This is a genomic window from Rhizobium acidisoli, from assembly GCF_002531755.2.
Taxonomy (GTDB): domain Bacteria; phylum Pseudomonadota; class Alphaproteobacteria; order Rhizobiales; family Rhizobiaceae; genus Rhizobium; species Rhizobium acidisoli.
Window position 1 is genome coordinate 3,013,415 of record NZ_CP034998.1, and the last position, 26,101, is coordinate 3,039,515.

A 26,101-nucleotide genomic window follows, 5' to 3' on the forward strand; every position below is an offset into this window, starting at 1 on the left:
CTTTGATCCGTCGCAATGACCGGGCCGCATGGCCATGGTTGGATTTCAGAAACAAGCAGAGCGGACTGCACCGTCGTCGTGGCATATTGGGCAGAAGTTCCCGCCAAGGCGGGCTGGCCGACAATGTCTGGATCTTCGGATGATGACTTCATTGGTGATGACGGACGCGTTCCAACGTCTCAGCCTGGCGCTTGCGATCGGCATCCTCGTCGGGATCGAGCGCGGATGGCGCGAACGCGAAGCTGCGCCGGGCAAGAGAGTGGCGGGCATCCGCACCTATGGCCTGTCGAGCTTCCTCGGCGGTTTTTGCGGTTTTCTGCAGCCGATCACAGGACCGATCCTGCCGACGGCCATCTTCGTGTTCTTCTGTATCACGGTGCTCGTCTTCAGCGGCATGCAGGCAGCACGGGAGAAAGATTACAGCGCGACCGGCACCATCGCCGCGATAACGGTCTTTGCACTCGGCTTCAGCGCCGTCGTCGCGGATATGACGGCGACTGCGGCGAGTGCCGTGGCGATCACCGCGCTTCTGGCGGCGCGGGAGCCGCTGCATGGGTTTCTCCGGAAACTGACCTGGCTCGAATTACGGGCCGCGCTGATCCTGCTGACGATGACGGTCGTCATTCTTCCGATTCTCCCCGACGAGGCGGTCGATCCCTGGCAGACGATCAACCCTTTCGAGCTTTGGATGATGACCATCCTGATCGGTGCGGTTTCATTCGCTGGTTACGTCATGATCAGGCTCAGCGACGCCAAGGCCGGAATATTGCTGACCGGGGCCTGCGGCGGTATCGTCTCGTCGACGGCGCTGACGCTTTCCTTCGCCCGCCAGTCGACGCAGACGCCCGCCCTCTCGCCGCTGCTTTCGGCCGGAGCGATGCTGGCGGGAGCCGTGTCCCTGAGCCGGGTGCTGTTGATCTGCGGCGTCATCGCCCCTGATATACTGAAGGAGCTTGCCGCATCGCTCGGCCCGGCTGCCGCGATCCTTGCCGTGGGCGGCGGCCTCGCCGGATTGTCGCGGCGCTCCGATGGCGGTTCCGATTTTTCACCGCGAAATCCGCTGGAGGTGATGGTCGTCATCCGCTTTGCGCTTCTGCTTGCCGTCGTGACCATCGTGACGCGGGCGACTTTGGCAGTCTTTGGAACCCAGTCGCTCGTCGCGGTCGCGTTCATCACAGGGCTCGGCGATCTCGATGCGATAACCCTCTCCATCGCCAAGCTGTCGTCGCAGACCGTGCCTGCGGACGCGGCCGCGCATGCGATAGCGGTCGCCGCCTTCGCCAATCTTCTGGCGAAAACCGGTCTTGCGGCAACGGCGGGAAGCATCGGTTATGCGGTTCGACTGGCGATCACCACCGGCATAGCGACGCTTGCGGGCGCCGCCGGCTTGTTTCTGGCGTGAACGGCCGTCGCGGGCGCGATATCTCTCAGCCCCGGCGCTTTTTCAGATCATGGACGAAAGCATCGACGATATCGGCAGCGGGGCGACATTGTTTTCGGCGGTGTATCGTCGCCAATGTCGATGTTCGCACGGAGGCGCCGCCGTCGATGACGATATCCTGACCGGCGATATAGGAGGCGGCTGTGGATGCAAGCCAAAGCGCGGCAGCGGCAACCTCGTCGGTCTTCGCCACCCGTTTGGAAGGATTGGTGGCGGCCACGCGCGCGTCACGCGCCGCTCGATCCTCACCGGGACGGATGGAAAGGGGTGTATCCACCGGCCCCGGGCAAAGGCAGTTGATGCGGACGCCATGAGGAATGGCTTCCAGCGCCGCCGTCCGCGTTAAGCTGCTGACGGCAGCCTTTGAGGCGGCATAGGCGCCCATGCTGGGGCGCACGATCCGCGCGCCGATATTCGAGCCGATGTTGACGATCGCACCGCCGCCCGTCGCCTTCATGACGCGGACTTCGTGCTTCATCGACAGCCAAAGCCCGGTCACGTTGACATCAAAGACACGAGCGAAGGCTTCAGCCTCCATCTCGTCGACCGCGCCGCCGAGCACGGTACCGGCGGCGTTCACGGCAACATGCAACGGTCCCACCTGGTCGACCAAGGCGCCGACCGACCGCTCATCGGTCACATCGGCTGGAACGGCGAGTGCTTCGCCACTCCCCTCACGGATGAGGCGCGCGCTCTCTTCCAGTTCCTCCAGCCGCCGCCCGGCCAACACCACCCTGGCTCCGGCACTGGCGAAGGCAATCGCGATGCTGCGCCCGATGCCACTGCCGGCGCCGGTGATAAGGGCTGTCTTGCCGGAAAACTCTAAGCTGGCCATGGCTCACCTATTTATGTGTCGATCAGCACAGAAATAGGTGATTGCACTCACCCTGTCGAGAGATTTATATGTTGATCGACACAGAATGAGGCACCCATGGCTGAACGAGGGCGACCAAGGAATTTCGACCGCGCGCAGGCACTGGACCGGGCGCTGATGGCGTTCTGGCAGAACGGCTTTGCGGCGACCTCGATGAACGATCTTGTCGAGGCAATGGGGATCAACTCGCCGAGCATCTACGCGGCATTCGGATCGAAGGAAGCGCTGTTCGCCGAGGCCGTGCAGTATTATAACACGACCTATGCGGACGAACTGCCGGCAGTACTGAAGAGCGCGCCCGACGCCGCCGGCGGCATCGAAGCCATGCTGGAGGCGGCGGTGGACCTGTTCACGCGCCCGGATAGGCCGCATGGCTGCTTTGTCGTGAACTCCGTGGCGAGCAATGCTCCGAACGGGATGGAAATAGAGCAGACCCTGAAAGAGCTGCGGCAGGGACGGTCAAAGCAGATTGCCGAGCGCCTGACCGAAGATGTGCGCGGCGGCAGACTTCGAAATGATACGCCCGTTCAGGAACTGTCGGACCTTTACGCTGCCATCCTTCAAGGCCTCGCTCAGGGCGCCCGAGATGGTCTTGCCAAGGAGCGCCTGCTGACAATCCCCCGCCATTCGAGGGCTCTCATTTCTCCGTGGATGTCAGACAAGAACTCTCGCTAGCGGGAGCCCTGTCTCACGGCAGGCTTCGCCACTCCCCTGGCGGTACGCCGGTCGTGGCTTTGAAAGCTTTGGAAAAATGGCTTTGTGAACCGAACCCGCAGGCGGAGGCAACGGCTGCAAGGCTGTTTTCGCGGTTGCGAAGGAGCCTTTCTGCCTGCTCGATCCGCCGCGCCGCCACGTAGCGATGCGGAGGCATGCCGAAACTGACGCGAAACATCTTGGCGAAATGAAAGGTGCTCAAGCCGGCTTCCCGTGCCAGCCGATCAAGCGTCAGCGCCTTTTCGAGATTGGCGTCGATGTAATCAGCAGTACGGCGACGCACCGAGGGTGAGAGGCCGCCGCGCACGGCCTCCTGCCGCGCCTGCCGATTGTGCGATTTCAGGATACGATGAATGAGAAGCCTGCAAACCGCATCGAGGGCGAAACGGTCGCTCTTTTCCTGCCAGTTCAGAGGCAAAACTCCTCCCCGGACGATCATCGCCATCGCCGGATCATCGCAGAACGTCAGATCCATCAGATCGATATGTCTCGGGTCGATGTCGAACGACGTCAGCGCTTCATATGCGAGGAGCTCGGGATCGACGTAAAGATGAAACATCCTCAATGGCCCGCCGATATGCCATTGGCTTTTGTGTTCGGCCGGCAAGAGGCAAAGCTTGCCCGGTGCTCCGCCCGATAGCCGCTTATCCTCGCGAATGACCCTTTCGCCGCCGTCAAGATAGATGCTCAGCGTGTGGTGATCGGGGCGCTCGTAGAACGCTTGGCCTGCGCTGTTGGTCCACTCCGCAAGCGACAGTCCCAGGTCGACCGAGCCGGAGCGCTGAAGGCATGCGCCGGATCGTGAGAGCGCTTCTTTAACTGTCAGACGGTGTTGCTGTTCCATGATCCATCGGGGCCTCGTCTCACGAGTTTGAATGGGACGGCGCAGCCGATCAATAGGATGAGAGGCAAAAAACCCAAGAATATACAATGCCTCCGCGGTCTGCGGCATAGACCCGGCTGTTCGGCTCGGTATCGATCCTCCCATTGTCGTTGACGGAGTGAAAGACCATGATCGGCCTCTGCTATGCTTTAACCGTGCTGATCTGGGGCACCACCTGGATCGCCATCAAGAACCAGCTTGGCGTCGTTCCGATTGAAGCGTCGATCGCCTACCGCTTCGCCCTCGCCGGCGCGATATTATTTGCAGGCCTGACGATTGCGAAGAGGCTTCAGCCCATTCCCTTGCGCCATCATCCCTATGTGTTCCTGCAGTCGATCTGTCTCTTTTCCTGCAATTTTCTTTGTTTCTATATCGCCGAAACCTTGGTGCCGAGCGGCATTGTTTCGGTGATCTTTTCGGCTGCGACAATCTTCAATCTTGCCAATGGCATGGTCGCATTTGGCCAGAGGCCGTCGGCGCGCATTCTCCTGGGCGCGGCCTTCGGCGTTGCCGGCATTGTCTGCCTCTTCTGGAACGAAGCTGCCGCCGCCGCATTCGACCGCAACGTGGTGATCGGCGTGATGCTTGCACTCCTTGGGACATGGTTCTTTTCGGTCGGCAACCTGGTGTCCGTACGCAACAGGAAGCACGGACTGTCGGTCACTTCGGTAAACGCATATGGAATGCTTTACGGTGCGGGCATCGTCTCGGCATTCGCCGCCATTCGGGGTGTCGAATTTACCTTCGATCCTTCAGCGTCCTATGTCGGTTCTCTCCTTTATCTCGCGATTTTCGGCTCCGTGATCGGCTTTACCACCTATCTCACCGTCGTTAACCGGCTAGGAGCAGCCAAAGCCGCTTACATGACCGTCCTCTTTCCCATCGTTGCCCTGACGATTTCGATGTTTTTCGAAAATTATCAGCTCGGCCCATTGGCAGCTCTCGGGCTCTGCGCAGTGCTGGTTGGAAACGTGCTGGTTTTTTCACCAACGCCTCGACTGGCCGTTTTTGTCAGGCGCTTTCGTCTCTGATGTCAGGACGAATTTCCTTTAACCCTCCTCGAAGCGTCTCTGCCGGCCGTTTCATCGCGCGCCGGGTGCGGTTCACGTTGCAGGCAAAACGGTCGGTTCAGCTGGAAGCGCTGGAGGCCGGCGCCACGGATTTTTGGCCAAGCCCTTCGACCCGAGGGAACTGCAAGTTATCATGAAAAATGGGACGGAACCGGCTATCCCAAGGGCCTGTCCGGCGACGCAATCCCCATCGAAGGACGTATCGTCGCGGTCTCCGACGTCTTCGAAGCGCTCTGCTCCGATCGGCCGTGTAACAGGCCTCGCCGGTCGAGCAGGCTTACGCAAGAATCATTGCCTGCAGCGGATCTCATTTCGACCCGCCTGCATTGCCGCTTTCCGGCGCACAGCGGCCTCAAGCGTCTGAGCGCCACCATCATCCGCTACGGAACCGGCGAACATAAAGAGGCGGGGTTTTGCCCCGCCTCATCAGCTATCAATTTTGGATGCACCCGGTTAGTGGCTGTCTTTGCCGACTGCGTTTCCGCGACATCCCTTGAGGAAGTCGAGGTCGGCGCCGGTATCGGCCCCTTCGACATGCTGCTGATGCAGGAAGGCATAACCCGATGTCGGCAGGTCGTGGTTCGGCTGCCATTCGGCCAGCCGCCGCGCCAGTTCCTCGTCTGATATGTCGAGATGCAGACGACGGTTCGGCACATCGAGCTCGATCATGTCGCCGTTTTTCACGACAGCGAGCGGGCCGCCGACCGCCGCTTCCGGCGAGGTGTGCAGCACGACGGTGCCATAGGCCGTTCCGGACATGCGGGCGTCGGAAATGCGCACCATGTCCAGGATGCCCTTCTTCAGCACCTTCGGCGGCAGTCCCATGTTGCCGACTTCGGCCATCCCTGGATAACCCTTCGGCCCACAGTTCTTCATGACCATGATGCAGTTTTCGTCGATGTCGAGATTGTCGTCGTTGATCTTGGCCTTGTAGTCGTCGATGTCCTCGAACACGACTGCCCTGCCCTTGTGCACCAAGAGATGCGGTGAGGCCGCCGACGGCTTCAGCACCGCGCCCTTCGGCGCCAGATTGCCGCGCAGCACGACGATGCCGCCAGAAGAGGTCAGCGCCTTTTCAGCCGGCAGGATGACGTCCTCGTTCCAGTTGACGACCTCCTTGACCTCGTCCCAGACGGTTTCGCCGGAGACCGTCAGCGCATCCTTATGCAGCAGGCCGGCCTCGCCGAGGCGCTTCAGCACCACCGGCAGGCCGCCGGCATAGAAGAACTCTTCCATCAGGTACTTGCCCGAGGGCATCAGGTTGACGATTGTGGGAACGTCGCGACCGCAGCGGTCCCAGTCGTCGAGCGATAGATCGATGCCGACGCGGCCGGCAATCGCAAGCAGGTGGATGACGGCATTGGTCGATCCGCCGATCGCCGCATTGGTGCGGATGGCGTTTTCGAAAGCCTGTTTCGTCATGATCTCGGAGGGCTTCAGGTCATCCTTGACCATCTGCACGATCCGGCGGCCGGTCAGCTGCGCCATGACCTTGCGGCGGGAATCGACGCCCGGGATCGCGGCATTGCCTGATAGTGCCATGCCGAGCGCCTCGGCCATGGAGGCCATGGTGGAGGCGGTGCCCATGGTGTTGCAGGTGCCCGACGAACGGCTCATCGACGCCTCAGCCTCGAGGAATTCGGCCTGCGTCATCTCGCCGGCCTTCACCATTTCGGAGAACTTCCACAGATGCGTGCCCGAACCGACACGCTCACCGCGGAAATAGCCGTTCAGCATCGGCCCGCCGGTGACGACGATCGAAGGCAGGTCGCAGGAGGCAGCACCCATGAGCAGCGACGGCGTGGTCTTATCGCAGCCGACCAAGAGCACGCAGCCGTCCATCGGCTGGCCGCGGATCGCTTCCTCCACCGCGAGTGCGGCGAGGTTGCGATACATCATCGCCGTCGGGCGGAAAGTGTTTTCGGATGCCGAGAATACCGGCACCTCGAGCGGGAAGCCGCCGGCCTCCCAGACACCCGCCTTCACCTTCTCGGCGAGTTCGCGCAGATGGCCATTGCACGGCGTCATATCAGACCAGGTATTCAGGATGCCGATGACCGGACGGCCATCGAACAGGTCATGCGGATAGCCCTGGTTCTTCAGCCAGCCGCGATGGTAGATCACGTCGCGGCTGGTGCCGCCGTACCATTCCTGCGAGCGCAGCTTGCGCGGCCATTCTGCTTTCTTCTTCATCGTCTCTGTCCTTCAGGATATCCCCTGACCGCCTCGTACGATCAGGGTTATCGCGCTTCGTCTCAAGCCAGCGTGTAGGCGGTCTTGACGGTTGTGTAGAATTCGGCGGCGTACTTGCCCTGCTCGCGCGGGCCGTAGGACGAGCCCTTGCGGCCGCCGAAGGGAACGTGGAAATCGACGCCAGCCGTCGGCAGGTTGACCATGACCATGCCGGCCTCGGAATTGCGCTTGAAGTGCGTCGCATGTTTCAGGCTCGTCGTGGCGATGCCGGCCGAAAGCCCGAACGGCGTGTCGTTGGCGGTCGCCAAGGCCTCTTCGTAATCCTTGACCCGGATCACCGAGACCACCGGTCCGAAGATCTCCTCGCGCGAAATACGCATCTGGTTGGTCGCTTCGGTAAACAGCGTCGGCTGCAGGTAGAAGCCGGGCGTCTCGCGGGAAATGACTTCGCCGCCGAAGGCGAGTTTGGCGCCTTCCTTTTTGCCGATCTCGATATAGTCGGTATCGGTTTTCAGCTGCCGCTCGTCGACGACGGGACCGATATGGGTGCCGGCCTTGAGCGCATTGTCGACGACCAGCGTCTTCAGCTTGTCGGTCAGCGCCGCGACGAACTTGTCGTGGATGCCTTCGGTGACGATCAGCCGTGACGAGGCGGTGCAGCGCTGGCCGGTGGAGAAGAAGCCGGAATTGGCGGCGGCTTCGACGGCGACGGACAGATCGGCGTCGTCGAGCACGACCATCGGGTTCTTGCCGCCCATCTCCAGCTGGAACTTGCGGTTATGCTCGATCGAGGCGGCGGCGACGCGCCGGCCGGTGCCGGTGGAGCCGGTGAAGGTGATGCCGTGAACGTCCGGGCTTTCGAGCATCGCCTGGCCGACGACAGATCCCTTGCCCATGACGAGGTTCAACACGCCCTTCGGCAGGCCGGCGCGGTTGAGGATGTCGACGATCGCCCAGGAACAGGCCGGCACCAGTTCGGCCGGCTTGAAGACGACCGTGTTGCCATAGCAGAGCGCCGGCGCAATCTTCCAGGCCGGGATAGCGATCGGGAAATTCCACGGCGTGATGATGCCTATGACGCCGAGGCCCTCGCGGGTGATTTCGACACCGATATTCGGGCGCACGGAGGGGATGACCTCGCCGGCCAGCCGCAGGGCTTCGCCTGCGAAGAATTCGAAGATCTGCGAAGCGCGGATCACTTCGCCGGTGGCCTCAGGCAGGGTCTTGCCTTCTTCACGGGCAAGCAGCGCGCCGAGCTCGTCCTTGCGCGCCATGATCTCGTCGCCGGCCTTTTTCAGGATGACGTGGCGTTCCCAGATGCCGGAGCGCGACCAGGCCGGGAAAGCCGCTTTGGCGGCAGCGATGGCGTTCTTGGTGTCTTCGGCGTTGCCGTCGGCATAGAGGCCCACGACTTCGTTGGTATCGGACGGGTTGATGTTCTTCGTCGCGTTGGTGCCGACCCATTCGCCGGCGATCAGGTTTTGATAAATGGTCATGGGCTGAATGAGCCTCCTTTACCGTTTATGAGAAATCAGAGCTGCCTGACGGCAATCTCTTCTTCGGCGGCCACCTTCAGCGGATTGCGCAGCGGCAGGCCGAATTCGGCGACTTCGATTTCGAAGACATCGCCCTCTTCCGCCTTGATGCCGTCGGCGAAGGAGAGTGTTGCCGTGCCGAACATATGGACATGGACATCGCCCGGAACACGGAAGATGCCGTACTTGAAATGGTGATATTCGAGATTGGCGAAGGTGTGCGACATGTTCGCTTCGCCCGATAGGAAGGGCTTTTCGAAGATCACCTTGTCGCCGCGCTTGATGCGCGAGGTGCCGCGGATGTCGTCCGGGGCGGCGCCGATACGGATTTCCGGACCATAGGCGGCCGGGCGCAGTTTCGAGTGGGCCAGATAGAGATAGTTGATCCGTTCGGTGACGTGGTCCGAAAACTCGTTCGACAAAGCGAAGCCGATGCGGAAGGGCGAGCCGTCCTTGGCGATGACGTAAATGCCAGCCATTTCAGGCTCTTCGCCGCCGTCGAGCGCGAAGGAGGGCGAGACCAGCGGCGCGCCGGGGGCGGCAGTGCCATAGCCGTTGCCCTTGTAGAACCACTCGGGCTGGACGCCCTTTTCGCCAGCCTTCGGCTTACCGTTCTCGAGGCCCATCTTGAACATCTTCATCGAGTCGGTCAGCGTTTCCTCGGCCGCCTCGCTGGTCTTCTTGTGCATGGAATCGCGGGTGGCGGCGGAGCCGAGATGCGTGAGACCGGTGCCGGTCAGATGCAGGTGGGCAGCGTCCGGATGGGTGATCGGCGGCAGGAAGCGGCCTTCCGCATAGACCTTTTCAAGATCGACGGCATCGCCGTAACCATGCGCCTCGATAACCGCGGCAAGCGACTTGCCGCCGTCGGCGGCTTCCATTGCCAGCGCATAGACGCTGCCGGCATTCTTCACCGATCTTGCAGCGCCGCCCTGCTCGCGCACGGCGACGACGATCTCTCCGTTGGCACCCTTGATCTGGGAAATAAGCACGACTTCGATCCTTCTCGTTCCAGTGAAGACTTTCAGAAAAAGCTCCGCCTGTCCGGCTCCATCAGGAGCCGGAATTGATCATTCATATGACTGCGAATGCCTGGGCTGCGCTTGAGCGCTCAGCCCTTGTTCTTGTTGTAGACGTCGAAGAACACGGCAGCGAGAAGCACCGCGCCCTTGACCATCTGCTGCGAGTCGGTGCCGAGGCCGTGGATCGACATGCCGTTGTTCATGATGCCCATGATCAAAGCGCCGATGACCGCACCCGTCACCTTGCCGACGCCGCCCTGGGCCGACGCGCCGCCGATGAAGCAGGCGGCGATGACGTCGAGCTCGAGACCGAAGCCGCCCTTGGCCGTCGCCGAGTTGAGGCGCAGCGCAACGATCAGGCCGGCGAGACCGGCGAGCAGGCCCATATTGGCGAAGGTCAGGAAGGTCAGCCGCTCGGTGTTGATACCGGAAAGCTTGGTCGCCTTCTCATTGCCACCCATGGCGTAGATGCGGCGGCCGATGGTGGTGCGACGGGTAATGAAGGCGTAGGCGGCGACGAGGGCGAGCATGATCACCAGCACGTTCGGGAAGCCGCGATAGATCGACAGCTGGAGGCCGAGCCCCAGAATGGCGAGCGCGACAATGATGTTCTGGGCAAGGAAGAAACCCATGGGCTCGACGTCATTGCCATGTTTCTCGTTCGACAGCCGCTTGCGCCATGCCATATAGAAGAGGGTGACGGCGCCGATCACGGTCAGAATGATCGAGGTCGAGTTGATGCCGCCCATATCGAACAGGTTCGGCAGGAAGCCGATGCTGATCAGCTGGAACTCCGGCGGGAAAGGACCGATGCTGGTGCCGGTTCCCGAAGCCGTCATCACGAACAGCGTCAGGCCGCGGAAGACCAGCATGCCGGCCAGCGTGACGATGAAGGCCGGAATCTTGTGATAGGCGACGAAATAGCCCTGGATGCCGCCGACAAGCGCGCCCATGGCCAGACAGACGACGGCCGCAACGACATAGTTGACATGCCATTGCACCGTCATCACGCCGGCAATGGCGCCGATGAAGCCGACGACGGAGCCGACCGAAAGATCGATATGGCCGGCGACGATGATCAGCAGCATGCCCAGCGCCATGATGACGATGAACGAGTTCTGCAGAATGATGTTGGTCAGGTTGAGCGGCCTGAAGAGAACGCCGCCGGTCGAAATCTGGAAGAACACCATGATCGCGATCAGCGCGATGAACATGCCGTATTCCCGGATGTTGCCGCGAACGTAGTCTCCGATCGAGACGACACGCCCTTGCTCAGCGATGGGTTGGTTGATCGGCGTCATTGTTTCTTCTCTCCTGAGCGCATGATGGCGCGCATGATGGTTTCCTGGCTCGCTTCTCCCTTCGGCAGTTCCGCAACGATACGCCCTTCATTCATGACGTAGATGCGGTCGCAGGTGCCAAGAAGTTCCGGCATTTCCGACGAGATCATCAGAACGGCTTTGCCGTCAGCCGCGAGCTGATTGATGATAGTATAGATTTCGTATTTTGCACCCACATCGATGCCGCGCGTCGGCTCGTCGAGGATCAAAACATCGGGATCGGAGAACAGCCACTTCGACAGCACCACCTTCTGCTGGTTCCCGCCGGAAAGATTGACCGTTTCCTGGAAGATGCTGGAAGAGCGGATGCGCAGCTTCGAGCGATAGTCGGACGCTACCCGGGATTCCTTGACGCTGTCGATGACCGACGCATTCGACACCGCCTTCAGATTGACGAGCGTCGTATTGTGCAGGATCGTGTCGTTGAGCACGAGGCCGAGCTGCTTGCGGTCTTCGGTGACATAGGCAAGACCGGCGTCGATCGCCCGGCGCACGGTGCTGACATCGACCGGCTGGCCATGCATCAGCACATCGCCAGAAATCTTGTGCCCATAGGATTTGCCGAACAGGCTCATGGCGAATTCGGTGCGCCCTGCCCCCATCAGACCGGCGATGCCGACGACTTCGCCCTTGCGGACGGTGACGTTGATATCGTGCAGGACCTGACGGTCGCGGTGCTGCTGGTGATAGGCGTTCCAGTTCTTCACTTCGAGAATGGTTTCGCCGATCGGCACCGAACGCGGGGGATAGCGGTCTTCGAGATCGCGGCCGACCATGTTGCGGATGATGATGTCTTCGCTGATCTCGTCGGCGTGACAGTCGAGCGTCTTGACCGTCATGCCGTCGCGCAGCACGGTGATCTGGTCGGCGACCTTGCGGATTTCGTTCAGCTTATGGGAAATGATGATCGAGGTGATGCCCTGCTTGCGGAATTCCATCAGCAGCGTCAGCAGCGCGTCGGAATCGCTTTCATTGAGCGAGGCGGTGGGCTCGTCGAGGATGAGCAGCTTGACGCTCTTCGACAGCGCCTTGGCGATCTCGACGAGCTGCTGCTTGCCGACGCCGATGTCGGTTACCAGCGTGTTCGGAGATTCCGACAGGCCGACCTTCTTGAGCAGCTGCTTGGTGCGGTTGAACGTCTCGTCCCAGCTGATGACGCCGTTCTTGGCATTCTCGTTGCCGAGGAAGATGTTCTCGCCGATCGACAGCAACGGCACCAGCGCCAGTTCCTGGTGGATAATGACGATGCCGATTTCTTCGGAATCCTTCAGGACCTTGAAGTTGCGCGTCTCGCCTTCATAGACGATGTCGCCGTCATAACTTCCGGTGGGGTAGACGCCCGATAGGACCTTCATCAGGGTCGATTTGCCGGCCCCGTTTTCGCCGACCAATGCGTGAATTTCACCCTTGCGAACCTTGAGGTTCACGTTCTCCAGCGCCTTGACGCCCGGGAACGTCTTGGTGATGCTCCGCATTTCGAGGATGGTATTGTCCATAGTCAAAGTTCCAGCGCCGTGAGCCGCCAAGCGGCTTGGCGATCATAAAATCGAAGACCGGAACCCGCAAGCGCGGGTTCCGGCCTCCTGCTTAACGTCTTACTTCAGCTTGTCTTCAGAGTAGTAACCGCTGTCGACGAGGATCTGCTTGTAGTTGGTCTTGTCGACGGCAACCGGCTTCAGCAGGTAGGACGGAACGACCTTGACGCCGTTGTCGTAGGTCTTGGTGTCGTTGACCTCAGGCTCCTTGCCGGACATGACGGCATCGACCATGGCAACAGTGACCTTGGCGAGTTCGCGGGTGTCCTTGAAGATCGTCGAGTGCTGTTCGCCAGCGATGATCGACTTGACCGACGGGATTTCAGCGTCCTGGCCGGTGACGATCGGCAGCGGCTGAGCAGCCGTACCGTAACCAACGCCCTTCAGCGAGGAGATGATACCGATCGACAGACCGTCGTAAGGCGACAGAACGGCGTCGACCTTGGCGTCGGTGTAGTTAGCCGAGAGCAGGTTGTCCATGCGGGCCTGGGCCGTTGCCGGATCCCAACGCAGGGTGCCGACCTTGTCCATGCCGGTCTGGCCGGACTTCACGACGAGCTTGCCCGAGTCGATGTAGGGCTGCAGGACGGACATTGCGCCATCATAGAAGAAGAAGGCGTTGTTATCGTCCGGCGAACCGCCGAAGAGTTCAATGTTGAACGGGCCCTTGCCATCCTTGAGGCCGAGGCCGTCAACGATGGAGCCAGCCTGCAGAACGCCGACCTGGAAGTTGTCGAAGGTCGCGTAGTAGTCGACATTGCCCGAATCGCGGATCAGACGGTCATAAGCGATGACCTTGATGCCGGCGTCATGAGCCTTCTGCAGAACGTCGGAAAGCGTCGTGCCGTCGATCGAAGCGATGACCAGAACCTTGGCACCCTTGGTGACCATGTTTTCGATCTGCGAAAGCTGGTTCGGAATATCGTCGTCGCCATACTGCAGGTCCGTGCCGTAACCGGCAGCCTGGAGCTGCTTGACGATGTTGTTGCCGTCGTCGATCCAGCGGGCCGAAGCCTTGGTCGGCATGGCAATGCCGACGGTGCCCTTGTCGGCGGCCATTGCCGGTACAACGAACGAAGCGACGCCGAAGGCAGCCGCAGCCATCAATGAGATAATGGACTTCATTTCTCTCTCCCTTGTTAATAGAGCAGCGGACGAAAAATCGCCCGCCCCGAAACTGTGGCAGGTTCCGTATTGGATAGTTACTTCAGATGGTGAGAAACGAAGTAGGTCTCCTCCACGATCTCACACGTGTTGAGTGCCAACCAGCACACGGCGGCAAACTGGTATGGATTCCTATAACTGTCAAATAGAATAAGTGGTAAAGTGCATAACAATTTTGGTATATCGTTAAAAAGTATTACTTTTGATGGAGCGCAGCGAGGAGGCTGCAACCATGACGATTGTTTCAGAGCCCATTTCGATGGATCATGTCGATATCCACAGCGATAGTTTCGGCAATGACAGCCTTTTACGTGCAGGACTTAAGCTGAATCACCTGCGGATGATCGTCGCAATCGAAGATAGCGGACAGATTTCCGCAGCTGCGGAAGTCCTGAACATTTCGCAGCCCGCCGCATCGCGCATGCTGTCCGAAATGGAATCGATCACCAAGACTCAGCTCTATGAACGCGTCGCCCGCGGCGTGGTGCTGACGACCTTCGGCGCAGCACTTGCCAGACGCGCCCGGAAGATCCTCCTAGAGCTGCGCGAGGCGAGCCGCGAGATCGGCGAACTGAAGAGCGGCAAGGGCGGCTCGGTCTTCATCGGCGCGGTGACGGCGCCGGCCATGAGCCTCGTCGTGCCGGCGATCAACCGGGTGCGCAAGGCCTATCCCGGCATCGAGATCAACATCCAGGTGGAGACCAGCAACGTGCTCGCCCGCGAGCTGCTCGCCGCCCGCCACGACTTCATCATCAGCCGCATTCCCGACGATCTCAACCCGCGCCTGTTCGAGGTGACGGAGATCGGCATCGAGCGCGCCTGCCTGATCGTGCGCAGCCGCCATCCGCTGCTGAAAAAGAAAAAGATCAGCAGCCTTACCGACATCAAGGATTACGACTGGGTGTTCCAGCCGCCGGGCACGCTGCTGCGCCGGACGATCGAGGATATTTTCCTGTCGCGCGGCGTGGCGCTGCCGGAAAATATCGTCAACACCTCGTCGCTGCTTCTGACCTGCGCCATCGTCTGCGGAACCGATGCGATCGCTCCTGTCGCCACCGACGTCGCCCAGTTCCTCTCCAGCCAGAGCGCCAGGGCTTCCGACGTGCGCATGCTGCCAATCGATTTCGACATCAACGTCAAGCCTTACAGCCTGATCACCGCCAGGGAACGGGCGCTGCCGCCGAGCGCAAGGCTGCTCTATGACATCATTCTGGAGGAGAGCCTGAAGCAGGCCGGCTGACGCGGCCCGCAAGCCCGGCGCCATCTTGCCCGTCTCTAATGCGCGCCGGAGCAATTCCAGCAAAGGGCGCAGCGGTTTTTGCGTCCGGGAATTGCGTAAAAAATTAGAGCACGTCGGGTGTTTCGAAGAAACGGAATGCTCTTGAGGATGCGGGATGCTGTTCGGACAGTCGGTATTTCAATCAGTGCTCGAGCGGCTGAAGGCCGAGGACGAGACGGTTGAGGAGGCCGAAGCGCCAGCCAGCCACCGTGTGGCAGGCCTCGGCACCGGCTTTGCTTTCGATGTCATGGAGGGCGTCTCGGTCGCCTCGCAGCGGATCGGCGAAGCCTATTTCGACAATCTGGATCTCGACGCCGCCGCCGGGTTCGTCGAGAAACCGGCGCCTTTGCCGGAACCAGAGCCCGCCATGCCCGACCATCTCACCCGCACGGCGCCGCAAGAGGTTGCCACCGAACTGGCGATCTCGGCCGCCGACACGCCGTTGACGCTCAGCGAGAAGCGCCGCGCCTTCGCCCGCGCCAATCATCCCGACGGTGTCGCCCTGCCCTTCCGCGACAATGCGACGAAACGGATGATGCTGGCCAATCTGCTGATCGACGAGGCGCTGCGGCGATTGAGCCGCTGACTAGTCTTGGTCTGCCTGCTTGGTGGGCTTTTCCGTGGATGTCTCCGCCGGCTCTTCGTCTTCATCTGCCTCAGGCTCGGCCGCAGGCTCGACGGTCGCCGGCTGCGGCTTGAAGGTCCAAAACAGCATATAGAAGGAATAGGCGCCCGCCGCGGCCGAAAGCACCGCCCAGAAGGGATCGCCGCCGACAATCTCGAACGCCGCCCAGCCGAAGCAGACGGCAACGATGGCGACACGCACCCAAAGGCGCCGGTATGCCGGATGGTTCGGATCAATCAGTTGCATCTCTGCCCCGCGGTCGGATATGTCGCACATGCCCCGGCATGCGCCGCGCTTGTCTTTAGTTCGAATCTTGCAAATGTGAAAGAGCCCGCGGGCTTGACGTCGCGTGGAGAAGATGGAATGAAAATTCCAGATTTTGGGTAATTCGGTTTATTTGTTCCGAATTCAATGGAGGTTGCTATGACAGTGAGATTTGGTCTTCTCGGCGCCGGCCGCATCGGCAAGGTTCACGCGAAAGCCGTCAGCGGCGACGCCAATGCGACGCTCGTCGCTGTGGCCGACGCCTTTCCGCAGGCGGCCGACGCCATTGCTTCGGCCTATGGCTGCGAGGTCCGCACCATCGAGGCGATCGAGGCAGCCAAGGATATCGACGCCGTCGTCATCTGCACGCCGACCGATACCCATGCCGACCTGATCGAGCGCTTCGCCCGCGCCGGCAAGGCGATCTTCTGCGAAAAGCCTGTTGATCTCGACGTCGCCCGCGTCAAGGCCTGCATCAAGGTGGTGGAAGAGACCGGCGCCAAGCTGATGGTCGGCTTCAACCGCCGCTTCGACCCGCATTTCATGGCGGTGCGCAAGGTGATCGACGACGGCAAGATCGGCGATGTCGAAATGGTGACGATCACCTCGCGCGACCCCGGCGCCCCGCCGGTGGATTATATCAAGCGTTCGGGCGGCATCTTCCGCGACATGACGATCCACGATTTCGACATGGCCCGCTTCCTGCTCGGCGAAGAGCCGGTCTCGGTGCTGGCAACCGCCGCCGTCCTCGTCGACAAGGCGATCGGCGAAGCCGGCGACTATGACAGCGTCTCGGTGATCCTGCAGACCAAATCCGGCAAGCAGGCCGTCATCTCCAACTCCCGCCGCGCCACCTATGGCTACGACCAGCGCATCGAAGTGCACGGCGCCAAGGGCATGGCCTCGGCCGAAAACCAGCGCCCGGTCTCGATCGAAGTCGCAAACGGCGACGGCTATACCCGCCCGCCGCTGCATGATTTCTTCATGACCCGCTACACCGAAGCCTACGCCAACGAAATCGCCGCCTTCATCGCCGCGATCGAAAAGGGCACGAAGATCTCGCCGTCCGGCGCCGATGGCCTGGCGGCTCTGGTGCTCGCCGATGCGGCGGTGCAGTCGGTCAAGGAAGGCAAACTGGTCAAGATCGGCTGACGCATCGACTCGATCGAAATCGATCGCAAGAAAGATGCGCCTTCTTTAACAGATCTATCATGAGATGGCCGGGCACTCGCCCGGCCACTTTGCGTTTGTGGCAAGGGCCGTTCTCTACGCGGCGTCATCCTCGACCTTATGGTCTGACGGGGAGAAGCAACACACCTAACGAACAGAGGGATCGCGGCATGTCTCTTCTCCCCGCAGGCGGGAAGAAGGCGGCGGCAGCCGGATGAAGGGCTGTTCGCCGGCCTTCTCCTCGTTCTTTAAAGGGCGGCCTTGATTTTCTCGGCGACATCGGCCGGGACCCATTGCGACCAGGTGCTTTCGTCTTGCTGGAGGAAATGCTTGGCGCCGTCTTCGCCGGTGCCCTGGTTCTCCGTTTCCCACGCCATGATCTTGCCGACGGTGTCGTTGCTCCAGCCGCGTTTGTTGAAATAGGCCATGACTTCGGGGCTGGTGCGATCGGCAAATTTCTTGGTGACGACCGTCATCACCTTGTCGACCGGCCAGTCGGCGACCTTCGGGTCGGGGCAGGCAAGGTTGGTGATGCAGCGCTTCCATTCGACGGGATCGGCCGAACCATTCTGCTTGAGCTTCACCAGTTGATATTTGCCGAGCAGCGCCGTCGGCGCCCAGTAATAGGTGATGAAGCCCTGCTTGCGCTCATAGGCCTTGGCGATGGCGCCGTCGAGGCCGGCTGCCGAGCCCGGGTTCATCAGGGTGAAGCCCTTATCGGCCGCCTTGTAGGCCTTGAACAACTGTGTCGTCACGACGGTCGCGCCCCAGCCTTCGGCGCCATTGAAGATCACGCCCTTGCTCGGGTCTTCCTGATCGGGAAAGAGGTCGGGATGGGCAAGAGCATCCTCGACGGTCTTGATCTCGGGATGGGCGTCGGCCAGATATTTCGGGATCCACCAGCCCTGAATGCCGCCGTCGGGAAGGGCCGGAGCGCCGAAGACGATCTTGCCTTCCTGGACGCCGCGCGGAACGATCTCCGGCAGCAGGTCGACCCAGGTTTCGGATGAGACGTCGGGCTCGCTCTTCTCCACCATCGATGTCGTGGTCGGCACCGTATCGCCGGGAACGGTCTCGACATTGCAGCCGTAACCGTTTTCGAGGATGAACTTGTCGACGAAGGTCAGCAGTTCAGCGCTCTGCGCATTGTGCACGGCGAGCACGACGTCGCCGCATTCAGCGGCATGAGAAAGCGATGCGAAGCCGGCAAGACCGGCCAGCAGGCATGTGTATGCAAGCAGTTTTTTCATTTTCGTTCCCTCTTTTTGCGGCGTCGATAAGACAGGGCGCCGCATCCCTGTTTAGAAGTAGCTTGCCACCGGCTCGCCGAGCACATCGAGGCGGGGTGTAATGCCGAGGCCCGGTGCTGTGGGCGCGGTGACCCGGCCATTGCGCACCGTAAAATCGCCGTCGGCGGTCTTGAGCTTGACGATGTCCCGGCATTCGAGCACGCAGCGCAGGTTCTTTTCCGGCACCGTCTGGCCGAGATGCACGATGGCCGCGAAGGCGACGTCCGAGCCCGCCGTTTCCTGGACGCTGACGGTGTAGCCGGCAGCGACCGAGATATCGCGATGACGGCGGCCGCGGGTCAGCCCGCCATTCTTGGAAATCTTCAGGCCGATGCCTTCGGCGGCGTCGTCACTGAGGAGCTGGGCAATCGCCGCATCATCCGTCGCCAGTTCGTCGAAGATGATCGGCACATCCGTGCGCCGGCGCAGCGACATGCATTCGCGCCAGGTCGCGCAAGGGGCCTCGAGCACGAAATCGAGCCCGGCCGGTAAGAGCCGCAGCATGCGCAGCGCGGTCTCCACCGCCATGCCGCCATTGGCATCGACGATGAAGAATTCGCCCGGCCGCTTGTCGGCGAGCGACGCGGCAATTCTGGCGGCATCGACAGCCGGCTCGTCGCCGATCTTGACCGAATGGGCGAGGTAACCGAGCTGGCGATGCTCGGCGACACGCCGGCGCATATCGTCCGGGTCACCCATATAGATCGACGAGATCACCGGCATCTGGACATCGGTACGGCCGCCGAGCAACTCGCAGACCGGCAGGCCGACCGATTTGCCGAACAGATCCCAGCAGGCAACATCGAGCGCGGTCTTGGCATGCAGATGTCCGAGCAGCGCATTGTCCATGGCGTCATTGATGCGATCGACGCGGCGCGGATCGAGCCCGATCAGGCTGGGCGCGATTTCCGCAATGCCGGCGCGCACCCCGAGCGCGTGAGAGGCGATGTAGGTCGAGCCGAACGGCGTGCTCTCGCCCCATCCTTCCAGCCCGTTCTGCGTCGTGATCCTGACGATCGTCGCATCGAAGCTTCTATATTCCCTGCCGCCCGACAGGCGGTAGACGCCGCCCGAATAGGGCAGGTCGACCTGGAAGACATCGATTTTTTCGATTTTGAGTTCGCTCATGTGCTTCTTATTCCGGGATGGCGTCTATTCGGGGATCACGAGGACGAGCTTGCCGGCGATGCGCTTCGACAGAAAATCGCGCTACGCCTCGACGATATCGCTCAAGGGGTAGCTCTTGCCGACGAGCGGCCTGATTTCGCCGCGCTCGACATAGGAGACGAGGTTTTCGAAAACCACGTCCTCCTGGAAGGTGCAGCCGAAGAAGGTCAGGTCCTTGAGATAGAGGATTCTGACATCGAGCTCGACGAGCGGCCCGGCGATGGCGCCGGCAACGGCGTATCGTCCGCCCTTTTTCAGGGCGTCGAGCAGCTCGCCGAAGGACGGACCGGCGGCGACGTCGAGCACGACGTCGACCGACTCGTGGCCGATCCCGGCGACGATGCTCTCGCCGCGCGAAAGGATGCGGTCGGCGCCGATCGCCAGCAATTGCGGGGCTTTGTCCGGGCTTGAGATCGCCGTGACGATCGCGCCCCGGCGTTTCGCCAGCTGGACCGCCGCCGAGCCGACGCCACCGGAGGCGCCGGCGATCAGGACGTGCTCTCCGGCGCCGACGGCCGCCCGGTGCAGCATGCCCTCGGCTGTGGAATAGGCGCAGGGCAGCGACGCCAGTTCGACATCGCTCCAATCGCAATCGATCCGATAAGTTTCGCGCGCCGGCGCCACCGTATATTGGGCAAAGCCGCCATCGCATTCCGAGCCGAAGGTCCAGCACTCGAAGGGCCGATAATCGGTATAGGAGCGCAGCATGTTGCGCACCAGCACCCGCTCGCCGATCCGGCCGGGATCCACACCCTCCCCGACCGCGACGATACGCCCGCAGCAATCTGCCCCTTGGATGCGCGGAAAGGCGAGCGGCACGCCGGACCAGCTGGCGTCGGCATCCTGCGCCGACTGGAAGCCTGTTGCCCCGCCGCTTTCCGTGCCTGTTGTCACCGCCTTGGAATACCAGCCGATGCGAGTGTTGATATCGGTGTTGTTGACGCCGGCCGCAGCGACGCGGATCAGCACCTCGCCGGCCTTCGGCCGGGGAAGCGGAATGTCCTCGCGATATTCCAGTTTCTCGAAACCGCCATGGCCGGTGAGGAGAACGCCCTTCATCCGGTCCGGCAGCCTCTGCGAGGCCTGTTTCGACTTTGATGTCTCGATGTTCATGTCTGTTTGGGACCTCGAAAAACAGCCTTGCCAAATCGCCGGATAGGCGCCTTCTCCTCGCGACAGGCTGTCGATGGGTCCTATGAAAGCGGCAGGCAGGCCTTGAAGACAAGGCCCATAAAAATCCGCCATGTGTTGAGTTAAACTCAAGACGAGTGGGTTTGGCTGTGTTATCATGGCGGAAATATCAACGCCGCGCCGACAGGCGCTAGGGATGGATGGGGGAAGATCAATGGTTCGCCGCTTCTATGGTCTGCCATCCCTGACCGCGCTTGCCACTTTCGAGGCCTCGGCCCGGCACGGCAATTTCACCTTGGCGGCAGCCGAGCTCAACGTCACGACAGGGGCCGTCAGCCGGCAGATCAAGTCGATCGAGCAGGAGCTCGGCGTCGCTCTTTTCCTGCGCACCGGCAAGGGCGTGATGCTGACCGCGCCGGCCGAGGATTTGTACCGGGCGCTGGCAACCGGCTTCGCCAGGGCATCCGAAGTCGTCAATTCGATCAAGCAGGGAAACAGCGCGCGCAACGTGACGATTGCCTGCAGCGACGTGTTCGGGACGATGTGGCTTATTCCCCGGATGCCGGATTTCTGGCGGCGCTTCACCGACATATCGGTCGATCACCTGATCGGCGACAACTTCAAGACCTTCCGCCCATCGCAGCTGGAGCTGCGCATCCGCTACGGATCGGGAAAATGGATCGACGAGGCGGCGGAATTCCTGTTCGACGACTGTCTCTATCCGGTCTGCAGTCCGGGTTTTGCCGAAAGGCATGCCGGCGCCTCGGCCGCCGATCTTGCCGATCTGCCGCTGTTGAACGTCGAGTGGGTCGAGCCCGGCTGGACCGGCTGGGAAGAGGTGCTGGCACGCGGCGGGGTGCCGTATCACGCCGCCAGCGGCAGACGCTTCGGCAAGTTCAGCGTCGCGCTCCAGGCTGCCATGGCCGACCAGGGCCTGGTCGTCGGCTGGCACCGCATGGTCGGCCCCCTTGTGGAAAAGGGGGATCTGGTGCGCTTCACCGAACTGGTCGTCCCCGACCCCGGGGCCTATTACCTCACCTGGAACAGCACCCGCGCGCTGCCTGCCGCTGCGCTATCGCTGCGCGACTGGATCAGGATGCTCGCCGAAGAGGAAAGACGGACGCCGATGCCTTTGGCGCGGCCATTCTCCTAAAACCGTCCGGATGGTTGCTTGCTTCATGTGCGGCCTGAGCTCACCGTCAGAATCGTCAGCGGTTGCCGACACTCCGGCGTCCTCGGGCTTGAGCCGAGGACCTACGCCGCATCCAATTGCAGTCGTGGCGTGGATCCCAGGCTCGAGGCCTGGGATGACGGAGAGTGGGGGTTGCGGTTGCGTCAAACTCGCCGTCGGTAGGGTCGGATCTGCCGCTAAGTCTTTGGTGGGGCGAGCTATCTCCAACGACTTTAACCCCACCCGCCGTCCTGCTCGGGCTTGACCCGAGGACCCACGCTGCATCCACCGGCAGTCGTGGCATGGATCCAGGCTCGAGGCCTGGGATGACGGAGAGTGGGGGTTGCGTTTGTGCCAAACTTGCCGTCGGTAGGGTCGGATCTGCCGCTAAGTCTTTGGCGGGGCGAGCTATCTCCAGCGACTTTAACCCCACCCGCCGTCGTCCTCGGGCTTGACCCGAGGACCCACGCCGCAGCCATCGGCAGTCGTGGCATGGATCCCAGGCTCGAGGCCTGGGATGACGGAGGGTGGGGGTTGCGTTTGTGCCAAACTCGCCGTCGGCGCAGCGGATGAGGCGTTCGGTTCCTGGTCGAAGGCGGTGCCGCGAGCGGTCTGTCATCCTGGTGCCGCCACCCCTCGCCGTCTGCTCCGGAAGCTACCCCATCCTCCGTCCTCCTCGGGCTTGACCCGAGGACCCATGCCGCATCCACTGGCAGTCGTGGCATGGATCCCAGGCTCGAGGCCTGGGATGACGGAGGGTGGGGTTGTGTTTGCGCCAAACTCGCCGTCGGCGCAGGGGATGAGACGTTACCGGGCGGGCGCTATAACAGGCACGCGAAAGCACCTCGCGCCATCCGAAATATCGACAGCCCGTTTGGCGGCAGCGCACCTCCAACCTCTGTCATTCCAGGCCTTGAGCCTGGAATCCATGCCCGCAGCCGAAATGTGTAATCCAAGTCGATACTGCCGAAACCCCTTGTGGCATGGGTGTTTGGAAATATCTTCATGAAGCATCTGCGCACTCACCGCTTTAAATGGGATTTTTTCGACAGGAGGGAACCGCAATATGGAATCGATGATTGAAGTCGGGACTATAAAAGATCTCGAGCCATGGGCGCGGCTTCGCCTTGCGCTATGGCCGCATCACTCGCTTGAAGATCATCGCGCTGAGTTGAGCCGGGCATTTCTTTCGGAAAATGCGGAAGCCGTCGCGTTCATCGCTCGAAATGCTGCGAATGACGCTGTCGGGTTTGCTGAGGCCACGTTGCGGCATGATTATGTGAATGGATGCAGCAGCTCGCCCGTTCTGTTCCTCGAAGGGATTTATATCAGGCCGGTTGACAGGCGAAAGGGTATCGCAGGATTGCTTTGCAATGCCGTTGCCGTTTGGGGGAAGTCGCTTGGGTGTGTTGAGTTTGGCTCTGACGCGCCGCTTGAGAATTCGGCCAGCCACGCACTCCATGCCGCTTTAGGATTTGAGGAGACACAGCGCGTCGTGTTCTTCCGAAAGCCGCTGTAGGCCGGGTTGGGGGTGGCTTTAATCCCCGCCCTGCCCTCCCGAGATCACGATGTCCTGGTCGATCACCGAGAGCGCCCGGTTGAGGTGGCCTTCGAAGACGAGGATCGGTTCGTCTGCCACCACGCGGATTTCCGGCATGCCTTCCATGCGCACGATGTGCGACTGTCCCAGCCCCTCTTCGATGCCCTGGCGCAGCAGGTCATAATAGCGGGTGCCGGGGCCGGTGATGGCGATGGGCATGCGTTCGGTGAGGCTGAGCATGCGCGACAGGCCGTTGCCGAGCGCCAGGCCCGCCTGGCGGAAGGCGATGGTGGAGGTGCGGTGGCCCTGGCGGGCTTTAGCGGCGATCTTGTCGAGTTCGGTGACGGGGACGAATTTTGCCGGGATGGTATCGAGCGGCACTTCGAAGGCGCTGCGCAGGATGGCGTAGAAGCCGGCATAGGCCTCGATGCAGCCGCGGGTGCCGCAGCGGCAGAGGCCGCCACCCGCCATGTGCAGCATGTGGCCGAAATTCGGGGCCGAGATTTCCTGGCCGGTCTGGCCGCCGCGCCTGACGATGCCGAGGCCGATACTGTGGCCGAGCGACAAGGCGGCGAGCGAGCGGAAATCGGCGCCCTTGACGATCTCCTCGCGGGCGCCGAGCGCGGCTGCGACCAGCAGCGTCTCGTTGTCGAGGATGACCTTGGCCTGCCAGTCCGGCCGCAGCACCGATTCGAAATCGATCCGATCGCTGCCGAAGATCGGCGACCAGACGAGGACCGGCTCGGTTGAGTTGACCAGGCCCTTGCTGCTGATCGAGATCAGCAGCACTTTTTCCTGGGAAATCCTGGAGCGCTCGAGAATGCGCGAGAGACCGGCGCGCACGCCTTCAACGAAGCGGGCGGCGCCTGCGGGATCATGCGAGCGCTCCTCGCTGAAGCGGTCGATCAGCTTGCCGGCATAATCCACCAGCGAATATTGTACGGCATCGGACGAGATGATGACGACGATGAGATAGCCGCAATCGCGGCGCTGGCGCAGGAGCACGCGCGGCCGGCCGCGGCCGCTCGCCGCCTGCTGCTCGGATTTTTCGATGATATGGGCGCGTTCCAGATCGGCTGTGATCGCCGAGATGGTGGCCGAGGAAAGGCCGGTGAAATCCGATATTTCGGTATGGGCGAGCGCGCCGTGACGGCGCAGCACGGACAGCACGAGCACGCTGTTTCTCTGCCGGACCAGCTCCGTGCTCGACTTGGTCAGCATGAATGCCGCCCTCTCCTTCCCGCTAAAATTCAAAAGTTAGAGCATGATATCATGAGAAAACCGCTCACACTTTTCGGCATCATGCTTCTCTCCGCCCTCGCTTCCACTGCATCGCCGGCCGCCGTTCCGCAAGAAAAATAAGCTGACGGCCCAGTGTTGACAGCCGAAAAAATCTCTGACATCAAATTTCTCGACTGTCGAGAAAATAATCCGAATTTCCCTCGACAGCTTTTCGCGGTGGCCGGAGGAAGCATGGGCTGGGCCGGTCGCAACTCACTCGGGAGGACATTATGAAGTCTATTTTTAGATTGATGGCAGGCGCGGCCATTCTCGTTTCCGTGCATACCGCGGCCATGGCTGCCGATCTCGTCGTCGGCGTTTCCTGGTCGAATTTCCAGGAAGAGCGCTGGAAGACCGATGAAGCCGCCATCAAGAAGGCTCTCGAAGCCAAGGGCGCCAAGTATATTTCCGCTGACGCGCAGTCCTCAGCCGCAAAGCAGCTGACCGACGTCGAATCGCTGATCTCGCAGGGCGCCAACGCGCTGATCATTCTCGCCCAGGATTCCGACGCCATCGGCCCGGCGATCGAAAAGGCTGCTGCCGAAGGCATCCCGGTCGTCGGCTACGACCGCCTGATCGAAAATCCGGCTGCCTTCTACATCACCTTCGACAACAAGGAAGTCGGCCGCCTGCAGGCCGAAGGCGTCTTCAAGGCGAAGCCGGAAGGCAATTACGTCTTCATCAAGGGCTCGTCCTCCGACCCGAACGCCGACTTCCTGTTCTCGGGCCAGCAGGAAGTGCTGAAGGCCGCGATCGACGCCGGTAAGATCAAGAATGTCGGCGAGGCTTATACCGACGGCTGGCTGCCGGAGAACGCCCAGCGCAACATGGAGCAGTTCCTGACCGCCAACAACAACAAGGTTGACGCCGTCGTCGCCTCCAATGACGGCACGGCCGGCGGCGCGATCGCAGCGCTCGACGCCCAGGGCCTCGCCGGCTCCGTTCCGGTTTCTGGCCAGGACGGCGACAAGGCGGCACTGAACCGCATCGCTCTCGGCACGCAGACGGTTTCCGTCTGGAAGGACAGCCGCGAACTCGGCAAGCGCGCAGCCGAAATCGCTCTCGACCTCGCCGGCGGCAAGGACATGAGCAAGATCGACGGCGCCCAGGCTTTCAAGGGCGGCCCGAAGGGCGTGGAAATGCAGTCGGTTTTCCTGAAGCCGCTGGCCATCACCAAGGACAATCTGAACGTCGTCATCGACGCCGGCTGGATCTCCAAGGCTGAAGCCTGCCAGGGCGTCAAGGCCGGCACGGTCGCCGCCTGCAAGTAAGCAAGCTTCGAACGAAATTGCCGGCGCCGCAGCGGAAAGACCGTTGCGGCGCCGGATGCGGATGAGAACTCCGACCACAGAGCTTTCTCCGCCTCGCCGCACCATCGCGGACCTGCATTCCCTGCCGGAAGGGTGTCGCGAC

Annotated in this window: 22 protein-coding genes and 1 pseudogene; 10 read left to right on the forward strand and 13 right to left on the reverse strand. The window is 61.6% G+C overall.

Features of this window, described 5'->3' with window-relative positions; translation table 11 throughout:
• The first annotated feature begins 139 nt into the window (after positions 1-139).
• Positions 140-1,402 (forward strand): MgtC/SapB family protein, encoded by a 1,263-nt coding sequence (locus tag CO657_RS14885; protein WP_054182800.1) that lies wholly within the window; start codon positions 140-142, stop codon positions 1,400-1,402.
• A gap of 25 nt (positions 1,403-1,427) precedes the next feature.
• Here the strand turns inward: CO657_RS14885 and CO657_RS14890 are convergent, their stop codons facing one another.
• A complete protein-coding gene (locus CO657_RS14890) occupies positions 1,428-2,276 on the reverse strand; it encodes an SDR family NAD(P)-dependent oxidoreductase (RefSeq protein WP_245292957.1) in 849 nt (282 codons plus the stop codon).
• Positions 2,277-2,372: 96 nt separating this feature from the next.
• Here CO657_RS14890 and CO657_RS14895 point away from each other — a divergent pair, with 96 nt between their 5' ends.
• Complete coding sequence (locus tag CO657_RS14895) at positions 2,373-2,990, forward strand: TetR/AcrR family transcriptional regulator (protein WP_054182801.1); 618 nt, start codon at positions 2,373-2,375, stop codon at positions 2,988-2,990.
• A gap of 13 nt (positions 2,991-3,003) precedes the next feature.
• On the opposite strand, the gene CO657_RS14900 is transcribed toward CO657_RS14895, so the two are convergent.
• The gene (locus CO657_RS14900) at positions 3,004-3,873 is read right to left on the reverse strand and encodes a helix-turn-helix transcriptional regulator (protein WP_054182802.1); all 870 of its coding nucleotides are present in this window, start codon (positions 3,871-3,873) and stop codon (positions 3,004-3,006) included.
• Positions 3,874-4,040: 167 nt separating this feature from the next.
• On the opposite strand from CO657_RS14900, the gene CO657_RS14905 reads away from it, so the two are divergent.
• Positions 4,041-4,943, forward strand: a complete 903-nt coding sequence (locus CO657_RS14905; RefSeq protein WP_054182803.1) for a DMT family transporter — start codon at positions 4,041-4,043, stop codon at positions 4,941-4,943.
• A gap of 162 nt (positions 4,944-5,105) precedes the next feature.
• Positions 5,106-5,325, forward strand: a pseudogene (locus CO657_RS14910) (HD-GYP domain-containing protein); the annotation flags it as partial.
• Between the two features lie 110 nt (positions 5,326-5,435).
• Here CO657_RS14910 and araD read toward each other — a convergent pair.
• From araD to chvE, 6 genes are all read right to left on the reverse strand, one after another.
• Entirely contained in the window at positions 5,436-7,175 is a 1,740-nt protein-coding gene (gene araD, locus CO657_RS14915) for an L-arabinonate dehydratase (protein ID WP_054182804.1), read from the reverse strand.
• Between the two features lie 62 nt (positions 7,176-7,237).
• Positions 7,238-8,671 carry an aldehyde dehydrogenase family protein gene (locus tag CO657_RS14920; RefSeq protein WP_054182805.1) on the reverse strand — a complete coding sequence of 478 codons (1,434 nt, stop codon included), beginning with the start codon at positions 8,669-8,671 and terminating at the stop codon, positions 7,238-7,240.
• Positions 8,672-8,706: 35 nt separating this feature from the next.
• A complete protein-coding gene (araD1, locus tag CO657_RS14925; protein WP_003592854.1) occupies positions 8,707-9,702 on the reverse strand; it encodes an AraD1 family protein in 996 nt (331 codons plus the stop codon).
• A gap of 119 nt (positions 9,703-9,821) precedes the next feature.
• Entirely contained in the window at positions 9,822-11,033 is a 1,212-nt protein-coding gene (gene mmsB / locus CO657_RS14930; RefSeq protein ID WP_012558610.1) for a multiple monosaccharide ABC transporter permease, read from the reverse strand.
• Positions 11,030-12,568, reverse strand: a complete 1,539-nt coding sequence (mmsA, locus tag CO657_RS14935) for a multiple monosaccharide ABC transporter ATP-binding protein (protein ID WP_054182806.1) — start codon at positions 12,566-12,568, stop codon at positions 11,030-11,032. The genes mmsB and mmsA overlap by 4 nt, the downstream gene beginning before the upstream one ends.
• Positions 12,569-12,667: 99 nt before the next feature.
• Entirely contained in the window at positions 12,668-13,732 is a 1,065-nt protein-coding gene (chvE, locus tag CO657_RS14940; RefSeq protein WP_054182807.1) for a multiple monosaccharide ABC transporter substrate-binding protein, read from the reverse strand.
• Positions 13,733-14,003: 271 nt separating this feature from the next.
• Here chvE and CO657_RS14945 point away from each other — a divergent pair, with 271 nt between their 5' ends.
• Both CO657_RS14945 and CO657_RS14950 read left to right on the forward strand, forming a co-directional pair.
• Positions 14,004-15,011 carry a LysR family transcriptional regulator gene (locus CO657_RS14945; RefSeq protein WP_054182808.1) on the forward strand — a complete coding sequence of 336 codons (1,008 nt, stop codon included), beginning with the start codon at positions 14,004-14,006 and terminating at the stop codon, positions 15,009-15,011.
• Between the two features lie 154 nt (positions 15,012-15,165).
• The gene (locus tag CO657_RS14950) at positions 15,166-15,636 is read left to right on the forward strand and encodes a hypothetical protein (protein ID WP_054182809.1); all 471 of its coding nucleotides are present in this window, start codon (positions 15,166-15,168) and stop codon (positions 15,634-15,636) included.
• Here the strand turns inward: CO657_RS14950 and CO657_RS14955 are convergent, their stop codons facing one another.
• Positions 15,637-15,921: a hypothetical protein gene (locus CO657_RS14955; protein WP_054182960.1), complete on the reverse strand. Its 285-nt coding sequence runs from the start codon at positions 15,919-15,921 to the stop codon at positions 15,637-15,639.
• A gap of 177 nt (positions 15,922-16,098) precedes the next feature.
• Here CO657_RS14955 and iolG point away from each other — a divergent pair, with 177 nt between their 5' ends.
• Positions 16,099-17,091 carry an inositol 2-dehydrogenase gene (gene iolG, locus CO657_RS14960; protein ID WP_054182810.1) on the forward strand — a complete coding sequence of 331 codons (993 nt, stop codon included), beginning with the start codon at positions 16,099-16,101 and terminating at the stop codon, positions 17,089-17,091.
• 266 nt (positions 17,092-17,357) lie between these two features.
• Here iolG and CO657_RS14965 read toward each other — a convergent pair whose 3' ends face one another.
• The 3 genes from CO657_RS14965 to CO657_RS14975 form a co-directional block, all read right to left on the reverse strand.
• The gene (locus CO657_RS14965) at positions 17,358-18,359 is read right to left on the reverse strand and encodes a glycine betaine ABC transporter substrate-binding protein (RefSeq protein WP_054182811.1); all 1,002 of its coding nucleotides are present in this window, start codon (positions 18,357-18,359) and stop codon (positions 17,358-17,360) included.
• A 51-nt stretch (positions 18,360-18,410) separates the two neighbouring features.
• Positions 18,411-19,526, reverse strand: a complete 1,116-nt coding sequence (locus CO657_RS14970) for a mandelate racemase/muconate lactonizing enzyme family protein (RefSeq protein WP_054182812.1) — start codon at positions 19,524-19,526, stop codon at positions 18,411-18,413.
• Between the two features lie 81 nt (positions 19,527-19,607).
• Positions 19,608-20,678 carry an alcohol dehydrogenase family protein gene (locus CO657_RS14975; protein ID WP_054182813.1) on the reverse strand — a complete coding sequence of 357 codons (1,071 nt, stop codon included), beginning with the start codon at positions 20,676-20,678 and terminating at the stop codon, positions 19,608-19,610.
• A 232-nt stretch (positions 20,679-20,910) separates the two neighbouring features.
• On the opposite strand from CO657_RS14975, the gene CO657_RS14980 reads away from it, so the two are divergent.
• Positions 20,911-21,849, forward strand: a complete 939-nt coding sequence (locus CO657_RS14980; protein ID WP_054182814.1) for a LysR substrate-binding domain-containing protein — start codon at positions 20,911-20,913, stop codon at positions 21,847-21,849.
• A 1,093-nt stretch (positions 21,850-22,942) separates the two neighbouring features.
• Positions 22,943-23,386, forward strand: coding sequence for an aminoglycoside 6'-N-acetyltransferase (aac(6'), locus tag CO657_RS14985; RefSeq protein ID WP_063856437.1), 444 nt, complete (start codon positions 22,943-22,945; stop codon positions 23,384-23,386).
• A gap of 18 nt (positions 23,387-23,404) precedes the next feature.
• On the opposite strand, the gene CO657_RS14990 is transcribed toward aac(6'), so the two are convergent.
• Positions 23,405-24,628 carry an ROK family transcriptional regulator gene (locus CO657_RS14990; protein ID WP_054182816.1) on the reverse strand — a complete coding sequence of 408 codons (1,224 nt, stop codon included), beginning with the start codon at positions 24,626-24,628 and terminating at the stop codon, positions 23,405-23,407.
• 290 nt (positions 24,629-24,918) lie between these two features.
• Between CO657_RS14990 and xylF the strand changes: the two genes are divergently transcribed.
• Positions 24,919-25,959: a D-xylose ABC transporter substrate-binding protein gene (xylF, locus tag CO657_RS14995; protein ID WP_054182817.1), complete on the forward strand. Its 1,041-nt coding sequence runs from the start codon at positions 24,919-24,921 to the stop codon at positions 25,957-25,959.
• Positions 25,960-26,101: the final 142 nt, after the last annotated feature.